Source organism: Spirulina subsalsa CS-330 (assembly GCF_028330765.1).
GTDB classification, from domain to species: Bacteria; Cyanobacteriota; Cyanobacteriia; order Cyanobacteriales; family Spirulinaceae; genus Spirulina; species Spirulina subsalsa_A.
Window position 1 is genome coordinate 1 of the sequence record NZ_JAQMTY010000061.1, and the last position, 25,576, is coordinate 25,576.

Below are 25,576 nucleotides of genomic sequence, written 5' to 3' on the forward strand. Positions count from 1 at the left end.
AGGATAAATCAATGGCGTTAGTCGTTGAGCCTAGCAACCCTCTGCAACTCTCGTTGTTTGAGTGGATAAATGGTCAGGTAACTGGCTGTTCAGAATCTCCCACTATAGCCCGTAGGGTTTAGTGGGGGAGTATGTCAAAATCAGAATAATCATCCCAGTCAAGAGCAAATTATGGTTCAAGAACTGCAACGCTCGCAAATCCTCTACCCAGATAGTGATGGTTTACCCATGTCGGATAATACCCTACAGTTTCATTGGATTGTCACGATCAAAGAAAATTTAGAATTATTGTTTGCGGATGATCCGAATGTATTTGTCGCGGGGGATTTGTTGTGGTATCCCATTGAGGGGGATAATCGCACTCGTCGCGCTCCGGATGTGATGGTGGCGATCGGTCGCCCGAAAGGGTATCGCGGCTCTTATAAACAATGGGAAGAAGGTGCGATCGCGCCCCAAGTGGTCTTTGAGATTTTATCCCCAGGGAATCGCTTGGGAGAAATGGCGAAAAAGTGGGAGTTTTATCACCAGTTTGGAGTCAGTGAATATTATCTCTACGATCCGGATCGTAATGATTTAACGGGATGGCAACGGCAGGAGGAAGCATTTACCGTCATTCCAGATGTGAATGGCTGGGAAAGTCCCCTCTTGAAGATTCGCTTTGAATTGACTCCCGAAACGCTGCTGATTTATAAGCCCAATGGCGATTTATTTTTAAGTTATGTGGAATTGGGGCAATTAGCCGAAACCGCCAAAGCTGAAGCGGAAACCGCCAAAGCTGAAGCGGAGACCGCTAAGGCTGAAACGAAAACGGCTAAGGCTGAAACGAAAACGGCTAAGGCTGAAGTTGAGCAATTAAAACAGGCTCAACAAGGCGCGATCGCCCATCTGCGCACCCTTGGACTCACCCCCGAACAAATCGCCCAAACCCTATCATTACCCCTCGAAGATGTGACGTGAAGGTAGATATAGCAATCCTATTTGATTCATGAACAGGCAAGGGGCTTAAGCCCCTTGTTGATGAGGAGATCAGATCTCCGATTGATTTAGGATCGCTATAGCTGGCATTTCCAGTTAGCTCATCACCGCTGCGATCGCGCCTGCATTGAGTCACGGTTGGGTCAAGGGTTGCCAATGGTGGGGGGAAATCTGGAGGGAAAACGGGGGCGGGGCGGTTTGGAGTTGCTGCCATTGGTCGAGGCTGAGGGTGCTTTGGAGGTGGATGTCCGTGGGCGATCGCGGCGGGTAATGGAGGGTGAGGAAGGCGGTGATTTGGTAGGGGGTGGTGTGGTGATGGGCAATCCAGCAGGGAATGCCGGGGCCAGCGGGTCGGAGGGCAAGACCCAGATGATAGGCCGTAATCCCGATCGCTTGGGGACGGTCAGCGATCGCACCGGGGAGGGTAAGGTTCCAAGCCGGAATCCACAGGCCAGCCGGGACAACCTCCACCGGCGCGATATTTTCACACCCGATCAACCGCGCCACCCGTACCGATTGGGGATGGTGCAAAATCTGCTCCCGTGGCCCAGCGGCGATCATCTGGCCGTGATCCAAAATAACCCAGTGGGGACAAAGGCGATAGGCTTCGGTGGGGTTATGGGTGACGAGGAGGGTGATGCCGCCATAGTGGGCGAGGAGGTCGTGCAGTTCCTGGGCGAGGCGATCGCGCAAATGGGTATCCAACGCCGAAAACGGTTCATCCAACAGCAACACCGCCGGCTCGCTGGCCAGGGCACGAGCGAGGGCAACCCGCTGCCGTTGTCCCCCCGAAAGCTGATGGGGGTAGCGGGACTCGAACCCCTCTAGATGCACCGTGGCGAGCATCTGAGCAATGCGCTCCGAACGGTTCGGGGCCGATGGCGCAGCAGGAATCCCAAAGGCAATATTTTGCGCCACCGTGAGATGGGGAAAAAGGGCGTAGTTTTGAAACACCACCCCCACCCGCCGCGCTGCACTGGGGAGATTAATGCGACGATCCCCATCAAACCACACCTGATCCCCGACGCGAATCTGTCCCGAAACCGGCGTTTCTAACCCCGCCAGACACCGTAACAGCGCACTTTTGCCCGCCCCCGATGCCCCCAAAATACCCACGGGTTCCCCCCGTTGGGCGGCCACGCTGACCTGAAGGCAAAAGCTGCCGTACTGTTGGTGGAGGGTGAGGGCGAGATCGGTCTGGGATTGGGGGGGGAGTCGGGGGGCGATCGGGCTGGGCCTGTTGGGGGGTGGGGCGATCGCGGGGCGTTGGTGGGGCTGGCTCCAGAGGTTGAGGAGGGTAATCACCGAGAGCGCCAGGGAAAGAATCACGCCCGACCAGAGCCAGGCGGTGGCATTGTCGCCGGTTTCGACGGCGGTGTAGAGGGCGAGGGGGATGGTTTCGGTTTGGCCGGGAATGTTGCCGGCCACCATCAGGGTTGCGCCGAATTCCCCTAGGCCGCGGGCGAAGGAGAGCAAGGCCCCGGCGAGAATACCCCGACCGGCAAGGGGAAGCACGATCGCCCGAAAAATGCGCCATTCTGATGCGCCCAAGACACGGGCTGAGGCGATCCAATGGGGATCGAGTTGCTCGAAGGCGGCGAGGGCGGTGCGATACATCAGGGGGAAGGTGATGATGACGGCGGCGATCGCGCCTGCCTGCCAGGTAAAAATCAGATCCCAATTCAGCCAATGTAACCCTTGCCCCAGCCAACTGCGCCGCCCCAACAGTTGCAACAGTAAAAACCCCACCACCGTCGGCGGCAAGATCAACGGCGCGATTAAAATCCCATCGATCAGCCCTTGATGTTTACCCGGATGGCGATAGAGTCCATAGGCCACCATCGCCCCCAAAATCACCGTCAGCACCGTTGCCACCCCCGCGATTTTGAGGGAGATCCAAAAGGGGGATGCCAGGCTCATGATGGGCGATCGCTCCCCGGTAGCGGCATAAACCCATAGCGCTGAAACGTCCGTTGGGTATCGGGTTGGAGCAGAAAATCAAGATACGTTGCGGCCGCAGTGCGATCGCGGGTCGTGGTCAGGATGGCGGCGGGGTAGAGAATCTCTGGATAAGTTGCCGGATCAAGGGTAAAGGCAATCCGCACCGCATCGGACGCTTGGACATCGCTACGATAGACAATCCCCGCATCCGCATTTCCCGCCGCCACAACGGCCAACACCTGACGGACATTTTGACCAAACACAAGCTTCTCTTGAATTGTCGGTAATAGTTGCGTTGTGGTGAGCATGGCTTGGGTATATTGACCGGCGGGAACTGTGCGAAAGTCTCCCACGGCAATCCGTTGAATCTCCGGCTGGGTGAGGTCTGTTAATTGGGTGAGGATGGGGCGATCGCTCGGCACGATCAACACTAATCGGTTTTGGGTAATTGGGCGGCGGCTGTCGGGGTGAATCTGATCATTGCGCTCTAATTGATCCATGTAGTGGGGGGCGGCTGAAATGAATAGATCCAGCGGTGCGCCCTGTTGAATCTGTTGGGTGAGTTTACCGGAGGCGGCGAAATTATAGTTAACAGCAATGGTGGGATGGGCGGTATGAAAGGCAGGCGTGATCGCTTCTAACACATCCGTCAAACTCGATGCCGCCCCCACCAGCAGCGTCGTCCCTGACTGCGGACATCCCTGCAACCCTAGGATCAAAAGACACAGCCCCATCACTCCCATGAGCCACTGCCGGAGGTGCGATCGTGTTCTCAGTTGTCCTTGCTTCACGGTAAATTTCAAGACTTTCGATCGTTCAGGGTAACGGGATTTAGACCCGATCGGCAAAGCAACATCCCCCGCCCTGAGGCCGCCATCACACCCGTTCAAAAATCATCTCACGAGCCATCGTCCTATTTTCGCTGCATTCCGCCCTCTGCAACTCAGACCCACAAAATTGGGGGAAGATACAACGGATCTTCCATTCCCCTGATATCCTTGGGTGTGTTTGTTATCTGGGGGATTGTGCATTGGTTCTGGTTAATCTCTCGTTTTTGTCGAAGAAACCGACGGGTATTTCCACCTATGCCCGCAACCTATACCCCTACCTCAAAACCCTAGACCCGATTCTCCTCACCCCAGAACCGGAACCGGACTATCGGTGTTACCCCGTATCCGGTCGGATGAGTCCGGATCACGGCATGCTCGGCCACGGATTGCGCCTGCTGTGGACTCAGTTTCGTGTCCCCAGTTTATACCGCAAACTGCGTACCCGGCTGCTGTTTTCCCCGATTCCCGAAGCCCCGATCTACAGCCATTGCCGCTATGTGGTGATGGTGCATGACCTGATCCCGCTGCGGTTTCCCAATCCGCGATCGCGCCTCAGCTATTACCACCGCTTCATCCTGCCCCAAGTCATCCGCCAAGCCCGCCACATTATTTGTAATTCCCAATCCACCGCTAACGATGTGGTGGAGTTTTTCCGCGTCCCCGCCCACCGCGTCACCCCCATCCCCCTCGCCTACGATCACAACCATTTCCATCTGTTGGATTTACCCACCCGCACCGAACGCCCCTATTTCCTCTACCTCGGCCGCCAAGACCCTTATAAAAATGTCCAAAGTTTGATCTATGCGTTTGCGGCCCTGCCCAATCGTGATGAGTATGAATTATGGCTCGCAGGGCCGACGGATCAACGCTATACCCCCCAATGTGAACACCTGACGCGGGAGTTGGGGATTCGGGATGCGGTCAAGTTTATGGAATATGTGCCCTACGAAAAATTACCGGCCCTGTTGAATCAAGCGATCGCCCTTGTCTTCCCCACCCTCTGGGAAGGGTTCGGCCTGCCGGTGCTCGAAGCGATGGCCTGCGGTACGCCGGTGATCACCTCCAATGTGTCGGCGTTGCCGGAGGTGACGGGGGATGCGGCGATTTTGATTGATCCCTACAATGTGCCGGAGTTGACGGCGGCGATGGGTGCGATCGCCACGGATCTCAACCTCCGCGACAACCTGATCCAACTCGGTCTCCTCCGCGCCAGCGAATTCAGTTGGGCCCGCACCGGCCAACAAACCGCCGAAGTCCTGTTTCCCTTCACCTAATCCCCCTTGCCCTCACCCTAAATCCCTCTCCCAGTGCGGGAGAGGGACGTTTAACGGTGGATACGGTATCGTTTGATTTTCGAGCATTGGTATTACATTGAGAGATGAGTCTACCTCCGCAAGCCCATGACCCACACCGTTATTATTCCTGAACGTCTCAAAATCACGCCGGAACAATTCACCCAGATTGCGATCGCTAACCGAGACCTGCGCCTTGAACAAACCGTGACAGGAGAACTGATTATCATGCCCCCCACTGGCGGAAATACCGGCAAACGTAACTCGACGCTGAATGCTCGCTTTGTGCTGTGGAATGAGCAAACTCAACTGGGAGAAGTGTTTGACTCGTCTACGGCGTTTCGGTTACCCAATGGAGCAGCGCGATCGCCAGATATTGCCTGGGTGCGGCGCGATCGCTGGGATGCCTTAACCCCGGCCCAACAGGAGACATTCCCGCCCCTCTGTCCGGATTTTGTCTTGAAATTACGCTCAAAAACGGACTCCTTGAGCGATCTGCAAGCCAAGATGCAGGAATATTTAGCCAACGGGTTACAACTGGGTTGGCTGATCAATATCCAAGGGAAAACCGTTGAAATTTATCGCGCCGCTCAACCGATGGAACAGCGCGATCGCCCCGACACCTTAGACGGTGAAGCGGTGTTGTCTCAATTCACCCTTGAGCTGGGTAGCATTTGGGACAATTGACACCGCAGAACCAAGGGGCTAAAGCCGCCTGGCCTGTGTTTCATGCGTTTGATCCCCCCCAGCCCCCCTTAAAAAGGGGGGAGCCGTTCAAAGTCCCCCTTTTTAAGGGGGATTTAGGGGGATCGATCGCAGTAGTTGCAGGTTGTAAGCAGTAGATCAGAGAGTGAGCCAACCGGACAGGAGGGCCGTTTGGGCAGGGGTGGGGGATTTGGTGAGGGCGATGCGGTAGGCGGTGGGGAGGGGGGGGCTGAGGGTGATGGGATAGTGACAGAGTTGGTCTTGGTGGAAGACGCTGAGGGTGACGCGATCGCCCCCTTGGTAGTCCTGTAAACGAGCGTCGAACTGTTCGGCGGTGATCCGCCAACCATCGAGGGCGAGGAGTTCATCCCCCGCATCTAGATTCGTTTCCCCAGCGGGGCCATCGGCGGCGACGAAGGCAATTTGGGTCGTACCGGCTTCGGCTTTGACTTTGATGCCGAGATTGGGGATTTTGCCGGGGACGGGTTTGAGGATTAAGCCGAAGGGTTCGAGGGCGGTGACGAGGGGATCGTAGAGATCATCGAGGCCGTGGAGGTAGCGATCGCAAAACTCACTCAAATCATAATCCGCCACTGACTCCAGCACCGCCAACAGTTGCGCCGGGGTGTAGCCCCGTTCCGGCTGGCCAAAGTCTGCCCACAGTCGCCGCAGCACATCATTGAGCGATCGCTGATTTTCAAACTTGGCCCGAATCTGCAAGTCCAGCAGCATCGACACCAATTGCCCCTTGAGATAGTAGGACATTTGCGAATTATCACTATTGGCATCGCGGCGATAGAGCTTAATCCAGGCATCAAAACTCGATTCGCTCAGGGGTTGGACGTTGCGGCCAGGGGTGAGGAAATAGCGGGTTACATCCCGGCTGATGCTTTCGAGGTAGGTTTCTCGGCCGTAAATGCCCGCCCAGTGAGGGATTAAGAGATCGTAATAGCTCGTCACCCCTTCGCAGAACCAGAGGGAGGGGGTGTAGTTTTCTTGGCTGTAGTCGAAGGTTTCGAGGGCGTGGGGACGGATGCGTTTGACGTTCCAGAGGTGGAAAAATTCGTGGGCGACGAGTTGGATGAAGCGGTAATATTTTTCGCGATCGCGCAGGCCAAACCGCGAATAAATCAACGAACAACAATGCTTATGCTCTAGGCCACCAAAATTACTCGCCGTTAAATGCAGCAAAAATATGTAGCGATCGTAGGGTAAGCCGCCGAAAATTTTCGCCTCGGTGGCAATAATCGCTTGGGTGTCTTGAATCAGGGCGGCGCGATCGTAGTTCCCATCCCCCCAGATCACCCATTGATGGGGCTTGCCTTCCGCTTCAAAGTCGTAGATCGTCGCGGGGCCGATCTCAAAGGGACTATCAACAAGGGTGTCAAAATCCGCCGCCGCAAAGGTGTTCAGTCCTGTGCTGGGGAGAGCGGTGATCACTGTCCAATCGGGCGCGGGGGGGTCGATCGTAACGGCGATCGCACAGTCTTCATGGCCGGGAATGTAGCAAAAGATCGCCGCCCCGTTGAAATAGCCGTGGGTTGCGTCGAGATGGTTGGTGCGCACCGTCAATTCATTGGCGTAGACCTGGTAGCGCATGGTGATTTCACGGCTCTCTGGGCAGTGGATTTCCCATTGATTCTTGCTCACCTTTCGCCATGGCAAGGGTTGCGATCGCTCATCCGTCACCGTCACCGCTTGGACATGCCGCGCATATTCCCGCACCAAGTATGATCCCGGAGTCCAGACGGGCATCGTCCAGGTTAATGTCGGTTCCGCCCAGTGGGACACCGTTAACGTCACCTCAAATCGGTGCGTCGCGGGTTTGGGCATGGCAACCTGATAGTGCAAGTTGATTTCGGTGGTCGTGGCAGAGTGATCGAAAAGAGCAGTGGCGTTGGTCATGAACTTACAACGAAGGGGGCTAGGGGGGTGTGAATTGAGCAATCCGGCATGATTGAGCAACAGGCAAGGGGCTGAAATCCCCTTGGGGCAAGAACCTGAAATGACCATTCATTGAGGATCGCTATCGTGCGAATTCTCTACATAATGCACTCCTGACCGTTTTTGCAGTATATCGAGCCATCTCCGCTTCTACAATGATTAGGAATTCAATTTTGAGGAGACTTTATGTTTGCCGGTCAACGTCCGAAAAATTTAGGGGTGCGCGCTGGGAAATTAACCCCTTGCCCCGGTACACCTAATTGTGTCTGTAGCCAAAGCGAAAAGCCGGGGGAAAAAATCGATCCGTTGCCGTGGGTGGCGATCGCAGATCTCCGCACCGTGATCGAAGGGATGGAACGCACCACCATCGTCGAAGCCAGCGAGGATTATCTCTACGCAGAGTTTCAGAGTAAGCTGATGGGTTTTGTGGATGATGTGGAATTTTTCTGCGATCGCGCCGCCAACGTGATCCATGTCCGCTCCGCCTCCCGCCTTGGTAAATCTGACCTTGGGGTCAATCGCCAACGGGTCGAAGCGATCCGCGCTCAACTCGCAAGCTAACCCCCAACCCTGCGGCCGGGCTTGGGGGACTGGCCCGGCACAAGAACCCGCGATCCATCCCTAAGATCGCCAACGCATCCATGGGCGATCGCCAAGCCCGAAGCCTACAATGGCCCTGATCCCCCTCCTTCCCCATGGTCAAGGTCATCATGACACTGCACCGGCTGTTTACCCATCGCCTCACCCCTACCCTTGTGGCCAGCCTCTTCACCGCCGCCACCGGGTCGATGCTGTTCACCCCACCCCTCTGGGCCCAACGCAATCCCGCCACCCCCACCAAAGCCCCCAAAGTGGAATCCGACCCCAACGCCGTAGAGATTCCCGTTTTGCCGCCGCCCCTCTTCCCGACGGAGGTTGAACCCTGGCCCGAGACCCTCGACCCCAACCGACAAGACCGGCCCACCCCCATCCCCCTCAATGCCCCCGACCCCGTCCGCACCTTGCCTAATCCGGTGTTGCCGCCGCCTGATCCGACCGTCAACGAGCCTGACCCATTCCCGCCCCCCGCCACATTTCGCCCTGATGCCGCCATCCCCCCCACCGGCTACGATCCCCCGCCCTACCGCGATGTGCCCAGCAACGAATTCAACCGCTACCGGATTGGGATCGGGGATGTGTTTGCGGTCACGGTGACCGGGTTTCCCGAATTTAATACCCAGGTGGAGGTGAACTTGGAGGGTCAGGTCTTAATCCCGATTTTGGGGGTGATTTCCCTGCGGGGCTTGACCATTGAAGAAGCCCAAGCCCTCTTGAGTTATGAACTGGGAAATCGCTACCTCCGGCAGCCGCCAGAGGTGATTCTTGCCCTGAATTTCCCCCGCCCGGCCTTGGTGACGGTGACCGGGGAAGTGGTGGAACCGGGGTTTTATGAACTGTCGCCGGGGTCGAATCCCTTTGATGCCCTGTTTCGGGCGGGGGGCAGTACGACCCAGGCGGATCTGCGATCGGTGATTGTCCGCCGCACGCTGATCGATGGCACTGTGATTGAGCAAACCATGGATCTGCTCACGCCGCTCCAAGGGGGCCAGCCTTTGCCGAATATGTTTTTGCTTGATGGGGATGCGATCGTGGTTGCACGCTTGGATGTGGGCGCGGAGCAAACCTACGATCGCCGCCTCGCCGCCCGGTCTAACCTCGCCCAAGCTGCGATCACGGTGCGCGTCCTCAACCATGCGGGCCAGGGCCTCGGCTCGCTACAACTCCCCAACGGCAGCACCTTCCTCGATGCCCTGACGCAAATTTCCCCCAATGCCACGGATGCCAATCTAAGCGCGATCGCGCTGATCCGGTTTGACCCCGAACAGGGGCGGCCCGTGTCCCAAATGCTCAACGGTCGTCAAGCCCTGATGGGGGATCTCGCTCAGGATGTGCCCCTCCAAGATGACGATGTGATCGTGATTGGGCGATCGCTGATCGCCAAAGTCAGCAACGCCCTCAACATTTTCACCCGCCCCTTCCGGGATATTTTGGGCTTTCTCCTCTTCTTCCGGGAAATTGGCGACAGTGCCGATTCCATCTTCAGCCCCTAATCAACGTCCCATCGCCTTAGCCCCGTAAACCGGGAATTTCCATACTCTTAGCAACTCTACCCTCATTGCGAAGGGGATTAACGGAATACGAGTACCGGAATGGGGCTACTGCGCAAAATTTGCGCGGTGGTGCTGCCGATGACTAAATGGCGAATCCGACGATGGCCGTAGGTTCCCATCACCAGGAGGTCGATCGCGGCTTGGTCGATGTATGCAGCGATCGCAGCTTCTGGATGTCCCACTTCCAAAACACCGACGGCCTCAACGCCCGCGTTTTCCGCTTGTTGTTGAGCGGTATGGAGGCGAGCTTGGGCGGTGGTGTCCGATCTAGACTTGGCTACGGTGATGATATGTAGCGGCAAGCCCTGAAAGGCAGGGGAAGTGAGCACAAATTGCAGTGTTTTTTGCCCGATCGCACTGCCATCGTAGGCCAACAAAATCCGGGTAATGGGCTGAAATTGGCGCGATGTCACCAAGCACGGCCGACGACTGGCCCGAATCATGCGATCCAAATTCGCCCCCAAATGTGTCGAGGCGAAATCCTCAGCCGCGCCGCGTTTGCCGAGAATCACCAAGTCCGTCGTTGTTTCGAGTTCAGGGAGGAAATCCACCAAAACCCCTGTTTTGTGCATGGTTTGGATCGATGTGACCCCCAATTCCTGGAGGGTGGTGGTGGCCGATCGCAGGATAACCTTGGCCTGTTGATGGCTCAATTTCGCTTTTTGATGTTCGAGATCCACCAAGGCTTGCAAGAGGTGATCCGACGCATCAATCCCGATGCTGCCGCTCAGGTTTGCCGCCTCAGCGCGGGCTTGTCCCCGCACATCGGTCACATGCAGCACTGCGATCGCCGCACCAAGGCGCTGGGCAAACCAAGCACCATACTGATACACACCAGAGGCAAAGCCAGAACCGTCCGTACAGAGTAGAATTCGTTTCATGTCACCCCAGTCTCCTTAATGGTTATTCAGATGTAGCCTGTTGTGCCGCCTGGCGTTGTTGAGAGGGCAACCCGATTTTGGCCACGAGGGTTTCACTGGCCGCATTCAGTCCGACTAGCTCCACCTCTGCCCCCAAGCGGCGAAACTTGGTCATGACGCGATCGACCATTTCCACCGCACCTTGATCCCACAGATGGGCTTGGCTGAGATCCAACGTGACGCGATCGACAAAAACCGTAAAGTCAAAAGCATTAAAAAATTCGTCTTTGGACAGGAAAAAGAGTTGCCCCGCTACCCGGTAAATCTGATGGCTGCCCTGATCCTCGACCTGACAATGTACCGTGACCAATTGCGCGATCTTGCTCGTAAAAAAGACCGTGCTTAATACAATGCCCGTCGCCACCCCCAGCGCAAAGTTACGGGTGAACACCGTCACTAGCATCGTGGCAACCATGACAATTGTTTCGCTGACGGGAACCCGCCGGATTTGCCAAAAAGACGACCAACGGAATGTCCCGATCGCCACCATAAACATAATCGCCACCAGGGCCGCCATCGGCATTTGGCGCACCCAATCCTGCAAGCCCAAAATCGCAAACAGTAGCAAAACACCCGCCGCTAAGGTCGAAAGCCTCGTGCGGCCACCGGACTGCACATTAATCACGGATTGGCCGATCATGCCACAGCCCGCCATACCCCCAAAAAACGCCGTGACAATGTTGGCAAGGCCTTGACCTTTGGCTTCTTGATTTTTGTCGCTGGGTGTATCGGTCAATTCATCGACGAGGGCCGCCGTGAGGAAGGAGGCCAGTAAACCAACGAGGGCCAAGGTTAAGGCATAGGGCAAAATGATGCTTAATGTTGTCCAGGTCAAGGGAACTTGCGGCAGGGCAAAGGTCGGTAATGTGGTGGGTAATGCTCCCATGTCGCCTACGGTGGGCACGTCGATTTTGAGGGCGATCGTGCCGATCGTCATGACGGCCAAGGTGACCAAGGGCGAAGGGATGACCTGTGTAAAGCGGGGCAGGATGTAGATGATGCCGAGGGACAGGGCGGTTAACAGATAGACAATGGGATCTTTGCCGATTAATTGGGGTAACTGGGCGAGAAAAATGAGGACGGCCAAGGCATTGATGTAGCCAATCATCACGGCCCTGGGCACATACCGCATCTGACGGCCGAGCTTCAACACCCCAAACAGCACTTGAATCATGCCCGTTAGGAGGGTGGTTGCGAATAAATATTGCAGCCCGTGCAGCTTGACTAAGTCAATCATCAATAGGGCCATGGCTCCGGTTGCGGCGGAGATGGAGCCGGGACGACCGCCAAAAATTGCAGTCATCACCGCGATGATAAATGAAGCATATAGCCCCACTTTGGGATCAACACCGGCAATGATTGAAAATGCGATCGCCTCCGGAATCAATGCCAGTCCGACCACTGCTCCAGCTAGGAGGTCAGCCCGAACGTTCGAGAACCAGTCTCGCTTCAGAGTTTTAAGATTCAAGGTCTTTTTCGTTGTGCAGTACAGAGATTTTGAATCCGATCTGTTGAGATCGTGCCGTCATGGCTAAAAATGCCCGCGCTAGGGTGGACTAGACGGCGACAATTGATCGGTGGATGTACTGACAGCTAAAAACAAGATCAACGTTTAAATCCTTAACGTTCGCTCACAGAGACTCTGCATTGTACCATGCCACTCAGTCGGGACGGTGCAGCGTTCGTTGTTGGAGGGGCGCGATCGCAAAGGGGTCTATGGGACTCGCCTCAACCAGATCAGCCCCTGAGAAGCCACCCGATCGCGCATCTAACCGATCTTTCTTTTTTTCAAAAGAGAATAAAAAAGCTTAAACACAAGATCGATATTGACAGGAATCTTAGCTCTCTTGAATTTATTAAAACTTGTATAGCGATCCTATTTGATTCATGAACAGGCAAGGGGCTTAAGCCCCTTGTTGATGAAGAGATAGGATCTTCGATTGATTTAGGATCGCTACATAGCAGATTGCGAAAAGATGAGAACGCCACCTTCTCCCTTTTTAAGGGGGATTGAGGGGGATCTTTGTACCTCAAGTTTATGAAAACCGCTATATTTAATATTTGTTTAAAGTTTTTATCAAGAAATCAAGAAGTAGAAGGGCCAGTCATTGAAGCAATCGAAAAAGCTTAGTACTGTGGAAAATACAACAAAAAAAACGCGCTAAAACAGTCGGAAGACTTATGGTTTTAACCGGTTAATCCTCGTTAAAACACTGATGCTCTCCGTAATATCACCGAGATTTAGATCCCCATTCACTTTTCCTTACCTTGTTCGGTGAAACCATGGCACATTCTCACAGTTCGCTTCATCCTTGTACCCCGTTGATTCTGGCCTCAGTTCTGATGCCGTTGGGAACCATGAGTCCCCATCCAGCCCATGCCCAACTGCTCCCCGATGCCACCCTGGGCGCGGAATCCTCTCAGGTCATTCACCAACCCCACCGGGCCATTATCCAAGGCGGCGCGAGCCGGGGAAGCAGTCTTTTTCACTCGTTTCAAGATTTTAATGTGAATGCGGGGCAGGCGGTGTACTTTGCGAATCCGGCGCAGATTGGGGCGATTTTTACCCGTGTGACCGGGGGGAATCCGTCCGATATTTTGGGAACTTTGGGCGTGGATGGGGGGGCGGATTTATTTTTGTTGAATCCGAACGGGATTTATTTCGGCCCGAATGCGCGGCTGGATGTGGCGGGGTCATTCTACGCCAGCACAGCGGATCAATTCCTGTTCGATGATGGGCAATTTTTCAGTGCGACGAATCCCAACGCGCCGCCGCTGCTGAGTTTGAACATTACCCCCGGTTTGCAATATCCCACCCACCTAGCGGGGAACCTCACCAGCGATGCTCATTTGGGGGCTGCTCCGGGTCAAACCCTGACGTTAATCGGGAATCAGTTGGTGTTGGCGGGATCGCTGACGGCTCCGGGGGGAACGGTGGAACTGTTGGGGAATGAGCTGCGGTTGACGGATAGGGCGCGGGTGGATGTGTCGGGGGCTGTGGGCGGCGAGATTTTTGTGGGGGGTGATTATCGCGGCTTGGGCGATCGCACCCCGGCCCACACCACCACCATCGACCCCGGTGCATTGCTCCAAGCCGACGGTACGACCCAAGGCGGGCGGGTGATCCTCTGGGCGGATGAGACGATGCGATTTGGGGGGACAGTGACAGCACGCGATCGCGGCTTCGTGGAGGTGTCCGGTAAACAAAACCTGATCTTTCGGGGCGATGTGAACACTAACGGCGGCACACTTCTCCTCGACCCCCAAAACATCACGATCGCCAACGGAGCCGGAACCGACACCGCCACCACGATCTATGAAGAAAACCTCGAAGCCCTCGCCGGAAATAATGCCGTGATATTAGTCGCGGATGATCACATTACCCTCGAAGACTTAGCCGATGATGAGTTGACGTTTCAAGAGGGAGGGGGCCCGATCACATTTCAAGCCGATGCTGATTGGGATGGAGTGGGTACATTCAAAATGGATGACCTCAACGACACGATCGCAACCAATGGCCGCGATTTGAATATTGTCGGAGCCGAGTTAGCGATTGGTGCGATCAATACTACTTACACCGAGACCTACATTGTGCGTGAAATACGGGAAGGTTACTATCAACCGAATTATGTTTATGTTTCGTTTCTAAATGCATGGGTGCGGGGGATAGGGGCAACCTGGATTCCCCCTGAAGAAATTGACGTGGAGAAAACTCGGATTATCAGTGCTGGATCGGTCGAGTTGCGGTCATTTGAGGCGGCTACTTCTGTTGAGATGATTCGGGGTGGTGATGTCACGATTTGGAGTGCAGGTGATGCGATCGTGAATCAACAGATTCAGACGATATTCGGGAATATTGATATCACTGCAACGGGGGATATTGACATTAATGGTGATTTACGGCCGGGCAGCCTAGGTGATACCAATGGCTATCGCGGCATTTCACTCACTGCGTCGCAGGGGATTAGCATTGACAATGCAAACTTATCGGTTCAGAATGACGCGATCACAATTCAAGCCGATCAAAATATCGAATTTTTTGCAACTACGATCAATCATCACAATACCACAGAATCATCAGGAAATAACATTCAAATTCGCGGCGCGTCTATTGATTTGGATACTAGTCAAATCACAACAACGGGCGATCGCGGTGGTTCACTTTCTAGTGGGTTCAGTCAAGGGTTAGGGGCTAATATTCAGCTTATTGCCACAGACACCATTAATCTAGCAAGTACCAATCTAACCACAAATACAGGTTATGAAGGTGGTCAAAGTGGCTCGATTGATATCAACACCCAACAGTTGAATGTTGGGGATTCTACACAGATCAATACACAAACCAAAAACGCAAATCCCAGCGGTGCGATCGCTATTGATGCCACAGGGGATTTAAATTTAGACGGCATCGATTCCCAAATTTTTAGCTCCACCAAAGGCGGTGGTAATGCGGGTGATATCACGATCCGTAATGCTGCTAATCTGACGGTTGAAAATGGATTTACCGTTACCAGCACCACCAGCAAAACAGATCCAACGGTGACGGGACAAACGGGGTCAATCACGCTGGACAATATTGATGCGATTCGGGTGGCAGCGGGGGCGCAAATTTCAACGGCTGCGCGGGGTCAAGGCGATGCCCAGGCGGTGATTATTCGGGATGCAGGTTCGGTGGTGATGGATGGGGAAGGGAGCGCCCTGCTCAGTGAAACCCTAGAAGATGCGACGGGAGATACAGCCGGGATTCAAATTGACGCGCAAACCCTAGAGGTTCGCAATGGGGGAACCATTTCCGCTTCGTCCCGTGGGGCAGGGAATGCCGGGCTAGTGGCGATCGCTGCAACGGATACAGTCACCATTCAGGGTCAAGGTAGTACCGGAGAACCCAGCGCGATTAAGACAACGGTTGATTCGGACTCAACCGGAAGCGCGGCGGGGATCTCGATTGACACCGGAACATTAACCGTGGGGGATGGCGCTAGGCTTCTGGCTTCGACGGTGGGTGAAGGGGATGGGGGGAATGTAACGGTGACGGCGCGGGAGGCGATCGCCCTTGATCAAAATGGCACAATTCGCAGTGAAGTAGAAGCGGGCGCAGTGGGCAACTCCGGAGCCGTCACCCTCACAACCCAACGCCTCGACATCACCAATGGGTCAGGGGTTTCCACCGACAGCGCGGGCCAGGGCAATGCGGGCAAGATTACCATCACTGCGGCGGATGGGGTGTCTTTATCGGGATGGAGCGGCATTACGAACAACGTTCAAGCGTCTGGTGTTGGGGATTCCCTGGGGATTGATATCACCACTCAGCAGTTAGACATGAATCAGAGTGTGATGACTACGGGATCGTTTGGGCAAGGCAATGCAGGCGCGATCGCCATTCAAGCCGCCGATACGACCCGACTGAGTTCAATCACGCTAGACAACCAAGGTATGATCGGCACTGATGTTTTTGCCGGGGCAAGGGGGAACGCGGGAACTGTTAATTTGACCGCAGATCGCGTCCAATTGACGGGGGGGAGTTTGGTGTCAACGACGACCCGTGGGGATGGGAATTCGGGGCGTTTGACCGTGACGGCAGATGATGCGGTGGTGATTGATGGAGCGGGGTCTGGTCGAGTGACGGGGCTTGTTTCGTTGGTCATGCCAGGGGCAACGGGCAATTCAGCGGGAATTGAGGTGCGCACCCAAGACCTGAATGTACGTAATGGTGGGGTAATTTCAGCCAGTACCAACAGCACCGGGACGGCGGGGTTAGTCAATGTGGTGGCGGGCGGTACGGTGCGGATTGACGGCGAAAATGATCTAGGGTCTACGAGTGCGATCGCCAGCAACGTCATCAACGGCGCAACGGGTCATTCTGAAGGCATTCAACTCACGGCGGCAAATCTAACCCTCACCAACGGCGGCATCATTACCGGCACAACTGACGGCGAGGGCAACTCCGGCGCAGTTACCGCAACCATAACCGGAACCACCCAGATCCACGGCACGAGCCGCGACGGTGCGCAAAATAGCCAATTGGTGAGTCGAGTAGAACCCAATGCTCAGGGGAATTCAGCCGGAATTAACCTCCGCACCGGGACGCTCGATCTGGCAGCGGGAGGCTTCATCTCTGCAACAACGGCGGGGCGAGGTGATTCTGGACAGGTGAGCATCACTGCAACGGGAGACGCGGGAATCACAGGGGATGGGAGCGGCGTGTTTAGCCGAGTGCAGCAAGGGGCGGTAGGCAATTCCGCTGGGTTGGAAATTCGGGCGGCGAATTTGACCGTGAGCGATCGCGCTGAAATTATCGCCAGCACCAACGGTCAAGGCAATGCCGGGGCCGTCACTGCCCAAGCAGACCAGATTACGATTGATGCGGCAACCTTGGCCAGTGCTGTGGGAACCAACGGTGTCGGTAGTGCGGGGGCGGTGCGTCTCACGGCGGCCAATATTGATCTGCGCAATGGGGCGGTGGTGAGTTCGGCGACAGCGGGAACCGGTAACGCGGGACAAGTGAGATTACAGGGCGACCAAATCACGATGAACCGTAGCACCCTCTCGACGGCGGTAGAGTTAGGCGCGATCGGCAACGCAGGCAACATCAGTCTGCAAGGGTCGCAACTTGCCTTCAATAACGACAGCCTCGTCACCTCCAGCACCGACGGGCGCGGCAACGCCGGGCAAATTCAAGCCACAGCCAGCGAATCGGTGATCCTCAACAGCAGCACCTTCTCGACGGCGGTGGCAGCGGGTGCGGTGGGAAATGCGGGGGGCGTGACGGTGCAAACGCCGTTTTTTGAGTTGCGCGATCGCGCCAGGATTTCCAGTAATTCCAGCGGTCAAGGTGTGGCGGGTGATATTCGCGCCACCAGCCAATCCCTCGCGCTGCGCAACCAATCCGCGATCCAAGCCGAAACCAACCAAGGCGACGGCGGCAACATCTTTTTAACCGCCCAGGATTTTCTCATCCTGCGCCACGGTTCGAGCATTTCCACCACAGCCGGAACCGCAAGCGCCGGGGGCAACGGCGGCAATATTACCCTCAATGCTGGGTTTATCTTTGGTGTTCGGGGCGAGAATAGCGATATTACCGCCAACGCCTTCACCGGCAATGGTGGACGCATTGACATTACCACCCAACAAATTTACGGCTTACGGTTTCGCGATGCCTTGACCCCCTGGAGCGACATCACCGCCAGTTCCCAGTTTGGGCAGGCGGGGGTGGTGGGGATTACCCTGACGGCCTTTGATGCGAGTCAGGGGGTGAATGAATTGCCGTCGGATTTCAGCGATCGCACCAACCAGATCGGCGATGCCTGTTCAAGTATGGGCAATAGTCGCTTCACTGTTGTCGGGCGCGGCGGCGTGGGGGAACTACTCCAGCCATTACTGGGCAGTGGTGCAGGCGAATGGCACGATAGTCGTAGTCTGACTACCACAGGATCGACCCCCTTCAGCCTTGAATCGTTCACCCCTCAAATTCTCTCTCAATCCCAATCGATGCCATGGCTCACCACATTCCTGTTTCCCACCGTGCGAGGATGTCAATGATCTACCGTTCCTCGCGTGTTCATCAACGGGCGCTGCGTTGGCTGGCCCTGGCGGGGGTGGGCCTCCTGGTGGTCTTGGGTCTTCAGGGGCCGATGGCGGCGCAGTCGCTGGATCGGTTACCCGCTGCCCCCTCTCTGTGGGCCCAAGCTCAGGAACAACCGATCGCACCGATCGCCTCCCTTGATCACCTCGAACGTCAATTAGCCGCTGCGATCGCCCAAGGGGATCGCGTTGCCCAAGCCCAAACCCTCAACCATCTCGCCCAAGCCTATCGAACGGCGGGCGATTTCCGTCAAGCCCAAGACGCGATCGCCCAAAGTTTAGCCCTGTTTCCGGCCTTAAAACAGCCGCGCCTCTATGCTCAAGCCTTGACGATTCAGGCCAGTTTGGAGCGCGATCGCGGGGCCTACAGTGCGGCCCAAGGGTATTGGGAACAGGCGGTGCGTCTCTATGACCAAGCAGGCGATCGCGAAGGGGTGCAGGGTACTCGCCTCAATCAGATCAGCACCTTGGCAGCCATGGGCAATGTTCGGCGGGCCTGCGGCTTGGCGATCGCTCAGTTTGAGGTGGGGGATGGGCTGACCCAATGTGATCAAATCGCCGCCTTGACCGATGCCGAGTTTGCACTGTTGCGCGATCGCCTCGCCACCCAACTGCACCACCCCCTCGCGGCGCAACTCCTCACCCGATTCGCCGCCACCTTGCAATATACGGGCCGCCTGGAGCGATCGCGCCAACTCCTAGACCTCAGCCTCAGCACCCTTGACCCCCAACAACAGCCCACCGCCACCGCCATGGCTCACCTCGTACTCGGTAATATTCACCGCAGTTTAGAGCAACCGGACGAGGCGATCGCCCAATACCAAACCGCCGCCGATCTCGCCGCCCCCATCGCCTCATCATCCCTCTGGCTCGATGCCCAGATCAACCAGACCCGCCTCCTCCTCGACCAGCAGCAACTCCCCGCCGCCCGCACCCTGGCCGCCGCCATTCTCCACCGCTTCCAAGCCGAACCCCTCACCCACCGCACCCTGATCGCCCGTCTCGTCTTCGCCCAACAATGGCTGGCTGTGCCGAATTCGTCCCCTCCGGTCGATCGCGCCACCCTGGCCCAATTCATTGCCGACAGCATCCAAGCCGCTCGTCAACGGGGCGATCGCACCGCCGAAGCCTACGGCCTTGGTATCCTCGGCTCTGCCTATGCCCAAACCCAACAAACCGACACCGCCATCCAACTCACCCGCGAGGCCCTCACCCTGGCCCGCCCCCTCCAAAGTCCAGAACTGATCTACCCCTGGGAATGGCAACTCACCCAATTGCTCGAAACCCAAGGGGATTTAAACGGCGCGATCGCCGCCAATGAACGCGCCGTCGCCAGCCTCGAACGCCTCGAACATGAACTCGTATCGTCCAACCGAGACAGTCAATTTTCCTTCCGGGAATCTGTCGAGCCGATCTACCGTAATTTAGTCTCCTTACTGCTCACCCCCAACAGAGATCGCACCAAAGGCGAGACGAAGGCCGACAACAACAGCAGCACGATCGCTCAAGCCAACCTGCGCCGCGCCCGCCAAGTGATCGAAAACCTGCAAGTGGCGGAACTGAATGACTTTTTCCGCACCCCCTGCATTTCCGCCCGCACCACCGAAATTGATCAGATCATTAACCAAGGCGATCGCAGCACCGCCGTCTTATATCCGATTCTGCTCAATGATCGCCTCACCGTCATCCTCTCCCTACCCGGCGATGACCCCCAAGGCGATGCCCTGCTGCGCTACCACACCACCGGAGTCAACCCCAACACCATCGCCCGCGTCGTTGAGCAACTGCGCCGCACCCTCGCCGGAAACCTCCCCGAAAGCCGGATCTACGCCCCCGCCCAAACCCTCTACGAATGGCTGATCGCCCCCTTTGAAGCTGACCTGCAAGGGCATCAGATCGAAACCCTCACCTTTGTTCTCGATGGCCCCCTGCGTCGTCTGCCCATGGCTGTCTTGTTTGATGGCGAACAATATCTGATCGAAAAATACAACCTGGCGATTACCCCAGGATTGCAACTCGTGCCACCGCGATCGCTCCAATCCGTCGAACTCTCTCCCCTTGTCGCCGGTCTTAGCGAAGCCCGCCACGGTTTTGAAGCCATTCCCGCCGTCGTCGATGAAGTCAAACACATTCGCGACAGTTTCCCCAACAGCAAGCTCCTGTTCAATGAAAGCTTCACCACCGCTAACCTCGTTGAGGCGATTCAAACCAACCCCTTCCCCATCGTTCACCTCGCCACCCACGGCGAATTCAACGCCACCCCCACCGACACCTTCCTGCTCACCTGGGACAACGAAATCAACGCCAACGAATTTTCCCAAGTGCTCCAATCCCGCGACCTCCAACAAAACAGCCCCCCCATCGAACTGTTGATCCTGAGTGCCTGCCAAACCGCCCTTGGTGACGATCGCGCCGCCCTCGGTCTCGCCGGTCTCGCCGTCCGTTCCGGTGCTCGCAGCACGATCGCCAGCCTTTGGTCAGTGAGCGACGAATCCACCGGCCTGATGATGCAAGAACTCTATCAAATCTTGCTTCATTCCCCCGAACAAGACACCCTGAAACGCGCCGAAGTGCTCCGCCGCGCCCAACTCAGCCTCTTGCAGTCCGACGACTTTCACCACCCGTTTTTCTGGGCTCCCTTCATTCTGATTGGCAGTTGGCTATAGCGATCCTCAATCAATCGGAGATCTGATCTCCTCATCAACAAGGGGCTGAAGCCCCTTGCCTGTTTATGAATCAAATCGGATTGCTATATGAGGCGCGATCGCTCCCCGCTCAACCCGATCAAAGAGTCTTTAGATTCTCCCTCCCGATCCATCGCTATCATGAAGGTCGCAACTATTGTTGAGTGTTTTCCATGCCTTGGTTTGTCAAACTTGAAAAAGGGATCGTTGAAAAATCAATCTTTGATCGCCATGTCCCCGCCCATCGTGACTATGTGCAGCAGTTAATCGCCAACGGTCACCAAGCAAAAACAGGCTACTGGGGCGACTATGGCGGCGGGATGCTGTTGTTTTGGGCAGAATCTCGCACGGCAGCGGAGGCGATCGTCGAGAATGATCCCCTGATTCAGAATCAATGTGTGCAGTACGAACTCCATGAATGGTGCATTGTGGTGCAATAGTTGACGATTTTAGATATAGCGATCCTCAATCAATCGGAGATCTGATCTCCTCATCAACAAGGGGCTGAAGCCCCTTGCCTGTTCATGAATCAAATCGGATTGCTATAGGTAAATATGCACAAAATATTCGCCCCTATTTGAAGCTGAATGTAAAATCATCTTAAAACTCGCTAACGAATCGAGAAATATCGTCTACAAGATAAGCAAGGCCCATTGCCCCACACAACCTGAATTGAGGAATCCTATGGATAACGAACCGCAAAAGTATTGCATGAAATGCACCCTCACCTTTGGTGATATTTATGGTCAGATCATTATCTGGTTAATTGTCATTTTTATCTCCCTAGCCACAACGTTAGCCCTCTGGAGTAGCACTCGCCAAGCTTACGCCTTCTTAACAATTGGGATCATCCTCGTGCTCTCTTTGCCGTTCTTGGTTTTTGCCTTTGTGACCACGTTGTTGAATCATATTGAGTTTGTTCCTCTTGAGGAAGAACAAACGACCAATCAGCTATCTTTGGACAATCCGCGATCGCTGAGCCAAAAAGCCGCACCATCCGCCGGATAGGGTGGCAATATTGTTCAGTTCCATTCAACCGTTTAGTCTATAAGATATAACTAACTGAAAAGGAGGCTATTCCTCCTTTTTTTTTTAGAAAATTGGAAGCATTTAGCCTCAAGCCCTTACCTAACCCTCTCCCACGGGGCTATTATCTATAACCCAAGTTACGAATCTGGAGGGGTATGAGTGAGCCAGAGGCTCACACCACCCTGCCTAGAATCCTCGGTCGTGCGAGCTTCTAGCTCGTTGCCTTGACGACAGAGGGGGATTAAACGCGGGCGAGGTCAACCCTCAGGATCATTGGCTCACAGTCTGGTGAGCGATCGCTCAAGAACGGGGGGGATTATTTTCTTGGAATTGGAATTTGAGGTGTGATTGTGAGATATGATTCTGCAATTTTTCAGCCTTCGCAAGCATGGCATGGCTTCTTTTTTCAAAGACGGCATGAATTCCCCGCATAATCACATTTTCCCGTTGCAGTTGACGCTCGGCAGATTCATAATTGACATGGGACAAATGCGGGGGATTTTGCCCTTCATCAAATACAGCATAAACGTTCGGGATTCGACTGAGGACATAGGCTAAAAGCTCAGGAATCAGATCATGCTGCTGGAAGTAGTGTTGAATACATTCGGATTGTGTTGCAAGGATATGTTCAATATCGTCTTGCACGAATAAAAGGGTCATATTGACCAGGTTCTTGCCCATTGCGTTTTCTCCAGACTCATCAAGAAGTCTGAATGACTGTATCGCCAAGTTCCCATTATAGGGGGAATGGGTGCATCTGAGACATGGGAAAATGATACCTGTTATCGGGAATTTCAGGTCTTTGTCTGGGATGAAACTGAGTATTTTTGCTTAATGGGATTGTGATGATTTTGGGGATTGTGGCGTTAGTTTCGGACTAGGGTTTGGGGGGAAGGGTGAGGCGGGGGAGCGATCGCCCCTGGACGCTGGCGTAAACTGTGGCGAGCCAGTTCAATCGTTTGGGGAAAGACACCCACGAGATTGCCGAGCACTTCATCGGGAATTTCAGCGATCGCCCGTCGGCCAAAATATTGCCGCATCATCACCACAATCCGCCGCGCCCGCTTCAGGGGAACCTCACAATCGACAGCCTTTTGGGTCGCCTCAATCCATTGGCGGCGCACATGAAAAGCCCGATACTTGCGCTCAAAGGTTTCCGGATAGGTCAACGCTGCCCGGCCAATGGGAATCAACCGCGCACAGTCTAGATCCACCACACCGCCCACAATTGCCCCTGGCCCCACCACTTCGGCGAAATGAGGATGGCAAATGATCATGCCGTTGCCCCGTCGCGCTTTGACGTAGAACACTTGCCCACTCCGCAATTGATTGAGGACTTGCGTGGGACGAAAGAGGGGGTTTGTGCTCAGTGCGTATTGGGACATCGTTCGTTCAAGACTGAATTGTCATTTCAAGATTCAATCACAATCGGTGGATGGCGTTGGCTCAGTATCCGATTCGACCGGAGGAAGATACTGGACGATGAAACCGCACCGGTTTGCATCGGAATGCGTCTCAACGCCTTCGCCTATAAGACCCTATCTTTATTTTAAAACGTGCTCACAAAATAAAAGACCGCGTATCTGTTGATCTTCTCAGTCATATTTTTGTCACAATGGACACATCATAACTCAGTAATTTCAAGGAGATTGCAAGCCGTCGATGACCCTGACCCGAAGCGATGGGGACTCTGTGCAACGATCATAGCGTAACCGTTGAGGGATGCCGCAACGATTTTGAGGGGCGAATTTGCGATCGCTCCTCTCCAAAGCAAGCCAGAATCCCAAAAGTCTGGCATGATCAAAACTGCATTCCTTTCAGCGGATCAAACCTGTGGACGTGACCTTTCTCGGAACTAGCTCTGGTGTGCCAACGCGATCGCGCAATGTCTCCAGCGTCGCCCTAAGACTCCCCCAGCGGGCTGAAATTTGGCTCTTTGACTGCGGCGAAGGCACTCAGCACCAACTCCTCCGCAGCGACATCAAACCCTCCCAAATTCGCCGCATCTTCATCACCCACATGCACGGCGATCACATCTACGGCCTGATGGGCTTAATCGCCAGTTGTGGCCTCGCCGGTTCGGGCCAACCCATCGACATCTACGGCCCCGCCGGCCTCGGCGACTACATCGCCGCCTGTAGCCGCTACTCCTACATGGACATCAGCAAACGGGTGACAGTCCATCGCATTCAACCCGGCTTAGTCTACGAAGATGCCGAGTTTAGCGTCCACTGCGCCAAACTCAATCACCGCGTCCCCGCCCACGGCTATCGCATCGCCGAAAAAGACCGCCCCGGCCGGTTTCGCATCGAACAGGCCCAAGCCCTCCAGATTCCCGCCGGGCCCCTCTATGGTGCGCTCAAACAAGGCAAAACCGTGACGTTAGACGATGGACGCACCATCCACGGTGCGGATCTCTGCGAACCACCGGAAACGGGACGGACGGTCATCTACTGCACGGATACGGTGTTTTGTGATGCGGCGGTGGATTTGGCTCAGGGGGCGGATCTGTTGATTCACGAGGCGACCTTTGCCCACCACGATGCCCAGATGGCCTTTGATCGGCTCCATTCCACCTCGACGATGGCCGCCCAAGTGGCCCTCTTGGCCCAGGTGAAACAGTTGATCATGACCCACTTTAGCCCCCGCTATGCACCGGGCAACCCGATCCAACTGGGGGACTTGTTGGCCGAAGCCCAGGCCATTTTCCCCCAAACCCTGTTAGCCAAGGACTTTTTGACCTACAGCGTGCCGCGCCATCGTGAGCGCATCGCGGCTAATGCGCTGGGATGAGCAGACTCATCTAGGCTCACATTTCCTGGAACCCGCTGTAGTGCGAGCTTCTAGCTCGCTGCTCCTGGGACAATGCTGTTATGACACGCTTTGATCGGTGGGTTACGGCGGATTGCTGAATTGCAATTATAGCCTAGGTTTTAGCCGCCTAACCCACCCTACGATAAAGCACGATTTTGGCTGTGCCACGGCACTAGTTGGTGGAGATCGCTCCTTCATACTTCGCGGCTATCTCAGCGATTGGAGTTTCTTCGTAGTATTCAAAGGGTTGATGAATCCAAGGATTATCACTGAGGTAGTCCACATAGTAGTCCGGCTTGAACACAGAACAAGCCTTATACCAGAGCACTGCTGTGCGAATTTCGCGGATCGTGTCGCCGTAGTGATCCAGTAACCACTGTTTCGACTCGCGGAGACTCACGCCAGAATCGGCTAAATCATCCACCACGAGGACGCGATCGCCCAAGGTTTCCGTCGTCATCGAGAGATGATCCGAGAACCGAATTTGACCCCGTTGGCGGTTGCCTTCCCCCCGGTAGGACGAGGCGGACATCACCGCTAAGGGATAGTGATACAAGCGGCACAACACATCCCCCACCCGTAAGCCACCCTTGGCAATGCAAACGATCTGGTTAAATTGCCAGTCAGACCGGTAGAGTTGCGCGGCCAATTGCTCAATTTTTTGGTGGTAATCTGACCAAGACACATAAAGATCTGACATAGTCCTGCGTA

18 protein-coding genes are annotated in these 25,576 nt (G+C 55.3%); 10 read left to right on the forward strand and 8 right to left on the reverse strand.

The genetic code is table 11. The annotated features are described in order from the left end of the window. Positions 1 to 171: 171 nt before the first annotated feature. Positions 172 to 957 (forward strand): Uma2 family endonuclease, encoded by a 786-nt coding sequence (locus PN477_RS04090; RefSeq protein ID WP_272121626.1) that lies wholly within the window; start codon positions 172 to 174, stop codon positions 955 to 957. 150 nt (positions 958 to 1,107) lie between these two features. Here PN477_RS04090 and modB read toward each other — a convergent pair whose 3' ends face one another. Further along, positions 1,108 to 2,895, reverse strand: a complete 1,788-nt coding sequence (gene modB / locus PN477_RS04095; protein WP_272121627.1) for a molybdate ABC transporter permease subunit — start codon at positions 2,893 to 2,895, stop codon at positions 1,108 to 1,110. Then, positions 2,892 to 3,707 carry a molybdate ABC transporter substrate-binding protein gene (gene modA / locus PN477_RS04100; RefSeq protein ID WP_272147011.1) on the reverse strand — a complete coding sequence of 272 codons (816 nt, stop codon included), beginning with the start codon at positions 3,705 to 3,707 and terminating at the stop codon, positions 2,892 to 2,894. The genes modB and modA overlap by 4 nt, the downstream gene beginning before the upstream one ends. Positions 3,708 to 3,946: 239 nt before the next feature. On the opposite strand from modA, the gene PN477_RS04105 reads away from it, so the two are divergent. Both PN477_RS04105 and PN477_RS04110 read left to right on the forward strand, forming a co-directional pair. Further along, positions 3,947 to 5,020, forward strand: a complete 1,074-nt coding sequence (locus tag PN477_RS04105) for a glycosyltransferase family 4 protein (RefSeq protein ID WP_272147013.1) — start codon at positions 3,947 to 3,949, stop codon at positions 5,018 to 5,020. 126 nt (positions 5,021 to 5,146) lie between these two features. Next, positions 5,147 to 5,725 (forward strand): Uma2 family endonuclease, encoded by a 579-nt coding sequence (locus PN477_RS04110; protein WP_272121632.1) that lies wholly within the window; start codon positions 5,147 to 5,149, stop codon positions 5,723 to 5,725. Positions 5,726 to 5,881: 156 nt separating this feature from the next. Here the strand turns inward: PN477_RS04110 and PN477_RS04115 are convergent, their stop codons facing one another. Continuing rightward, a complete protein-coding gene (locus PN477_RS04115) occupies positions 5,882 to 7,648 on the reverse strand; it encodes a M61 family metallopeptidase (protein WP_272121634.1) in 1,767 nt (588 codons plus the stop codon). Between the two features lie 225 nt (positions 7,649 to 7,873). Between PN477_RS04115 and PN477_RS04120 the strand changes: the two genes are divergently transcribed. Together PN477_RS04120 and PN477_RS04125 are read left to right on the forward strand one after the other, a co-directional pair. Continuing rightward, positions 7,874 to 8,248 carry a DUF1499 domain-containing protein gene (locus PN477_RS04120; protein WP_272121636.1) on the forward strand — a complete coding sequence of 125 codons (375 nt, stop codon included), beginning with the start codon at positions 7,874 to 7,876 and terminating at the stop codon, positions 8,246 to 8,248. A gap of 134 nt (positions 8,249 to 8,382) precedes the next feature. Next, positions 8,383 to 9,777, forward strand: a complete 1,395-nt coding sequence (locus PN477_RS04125; protein WP_272147015.1) for a polysaccharide biosynthesis/export family protein — start codon at positions 8,383 to 8,385, stop codon at positions 9,775 to 9,777. 77 nt (positions 9,778 to 9,854) lie between these two features. On the opposite strand, the gene PN477_RS04130 is transcribed toward PN477_RS04125, so the two are convergent. Next, positions 9,855 to 10,718 (reverse strand): universal stress protein, encoded by an 864-nt coding sequence (locus tag PN477_RS04130; protein WP_272121715.1) that lies wholly within the window; start codon positions 10,716 to 10,718, stop codon positions 9,855 to 9,857. A 22-nt stretch (positions 10,719 to 10,740) separates the two neighbouring features. Continuing rightward, positions 10,741 to 12,225: a SulP family inorganic anion transporter gene (locus PN477_RS04135; RefSeq protein ID WP_272121717.1), complete on the reverse strand. Its 1,485-nt coding sequence runs from the start codon at positions 12,223 to 12,225 to the stop codon at positions 10,741 to 10,743. 890 nt (positions 12,226 to 13,115) lie between these two features. Here PN477_RS04135 and PN477_RS04140 point away from each other — a divergent pair. From PN477_RS04140 to PN477_RS04155, 4 genes are all read left to right on the forward strand, one after another. Beyond that, positions 13,116 to 18,296 (forward strand): two-partner secretion domain-containing protein, encoded by a 5,181-nt coding sequence (locus PN477_RS04140; protein WP_272122250.1) that lies wholly within the window; start codon positions 13,116 to 13,118, stop codon positions 18,294 to 18,296. Next, a complete protein-coding gene (locus tag PN477_RS04145) occupies positions 18,293 to 21,004 on the forward strand; it encodes a CHAT domain-containing protein (protein WP_272122253.1) in 2,712 nt (903 codons plus the stop codon). The genes PN477_RS04140 and PN477_RS04145 overlap by 4 nt, the downstream gene beginning before the upstream one ends. A gap of 191 nt (positions 21,005 to 21,195) precedes the next feature. Continuing rightward, entirely contained in the window at positions 21,196 to 21,462 is a 267-nt protein-coding gene (locus PN477_RS04150) for a YciI family protein (protein WP_272122256.1), read from the forward strand. Between the two features lie 244 nt (positions 21,463 to 21,706). Further along, positions 21,707 to 22,030 (forward strand): hypothetical protein, encoded by a 324-nt coding sequence (locus PN477_RS04155; protein WP_072621500.1) that lies wholly within the window; start codon positions 21,707 to 21,709, stop codon positions 22,028 to 22,030. A gap of 321 nt (positions 22,031 to 22,351) precedes the next feature. Here the strand turns inward: PN477_RS04155 and PN477_RS04160 are convergent, their stop codons facing one another. Both PN477_RS04160 and PN477_RS04165 read right to left on the reverse strand, forming a co-directional pair. After that, on the reverse strand, positions 22,352 to 22,732 hold the full coding sequence (locus tag PN477_RS04160) for a hypothetical protein (RefSeq protein ID WP_272122261.1): 381 nt from the start codon (positions 22,730 to 22,732) through the stop codon (positions 22,352 to 22,354). Between the two features lie 185 nt (positions 22,733 to 22,917). Next, entirely contained in the window at positions 22,918 to 23,436 is a 519-nt protein-coding gene (locus PN477_RS04165) for a hypothetical protein (protein ID WP_272122263.1), read from the reverse strand. 448 nt (positions 23,437 to 23,884) lie between these two features. Here PN477_RS04165 and PN477_RS04170 point away from each other — a divergent pair, with 448 nt between their 5' ends. Then, complete coding sequence (locus PN477_RS04170; RefSeq protein WP_272122265.1) at positions 23,885 to 24,844, forward strand: ribonuclease Z; 960 nt, start codon at positions 23,885 to 23,887, stop codon at positions 24,842 to 24,844. Positions 24,845 to 25,037: 193 nt separating this feature from the next. Here the strand turns inward: PN477_RS04170 and PN477_RS04175 are convergent, their stop codons facing one another. Further along, positions 25,038 to 25,565, reverse strand: coding sequence for a phosphoribosyltransferase (locus PN477_RS04175; RefSeq protein ID WP_272122267.1), 528 nt, complete (start codon positions 25,563 to 25,565; stop codon positions 25,038 to 25,040). Positions 25,566 to 25,576: the final 11 nt, after the last annotated feature.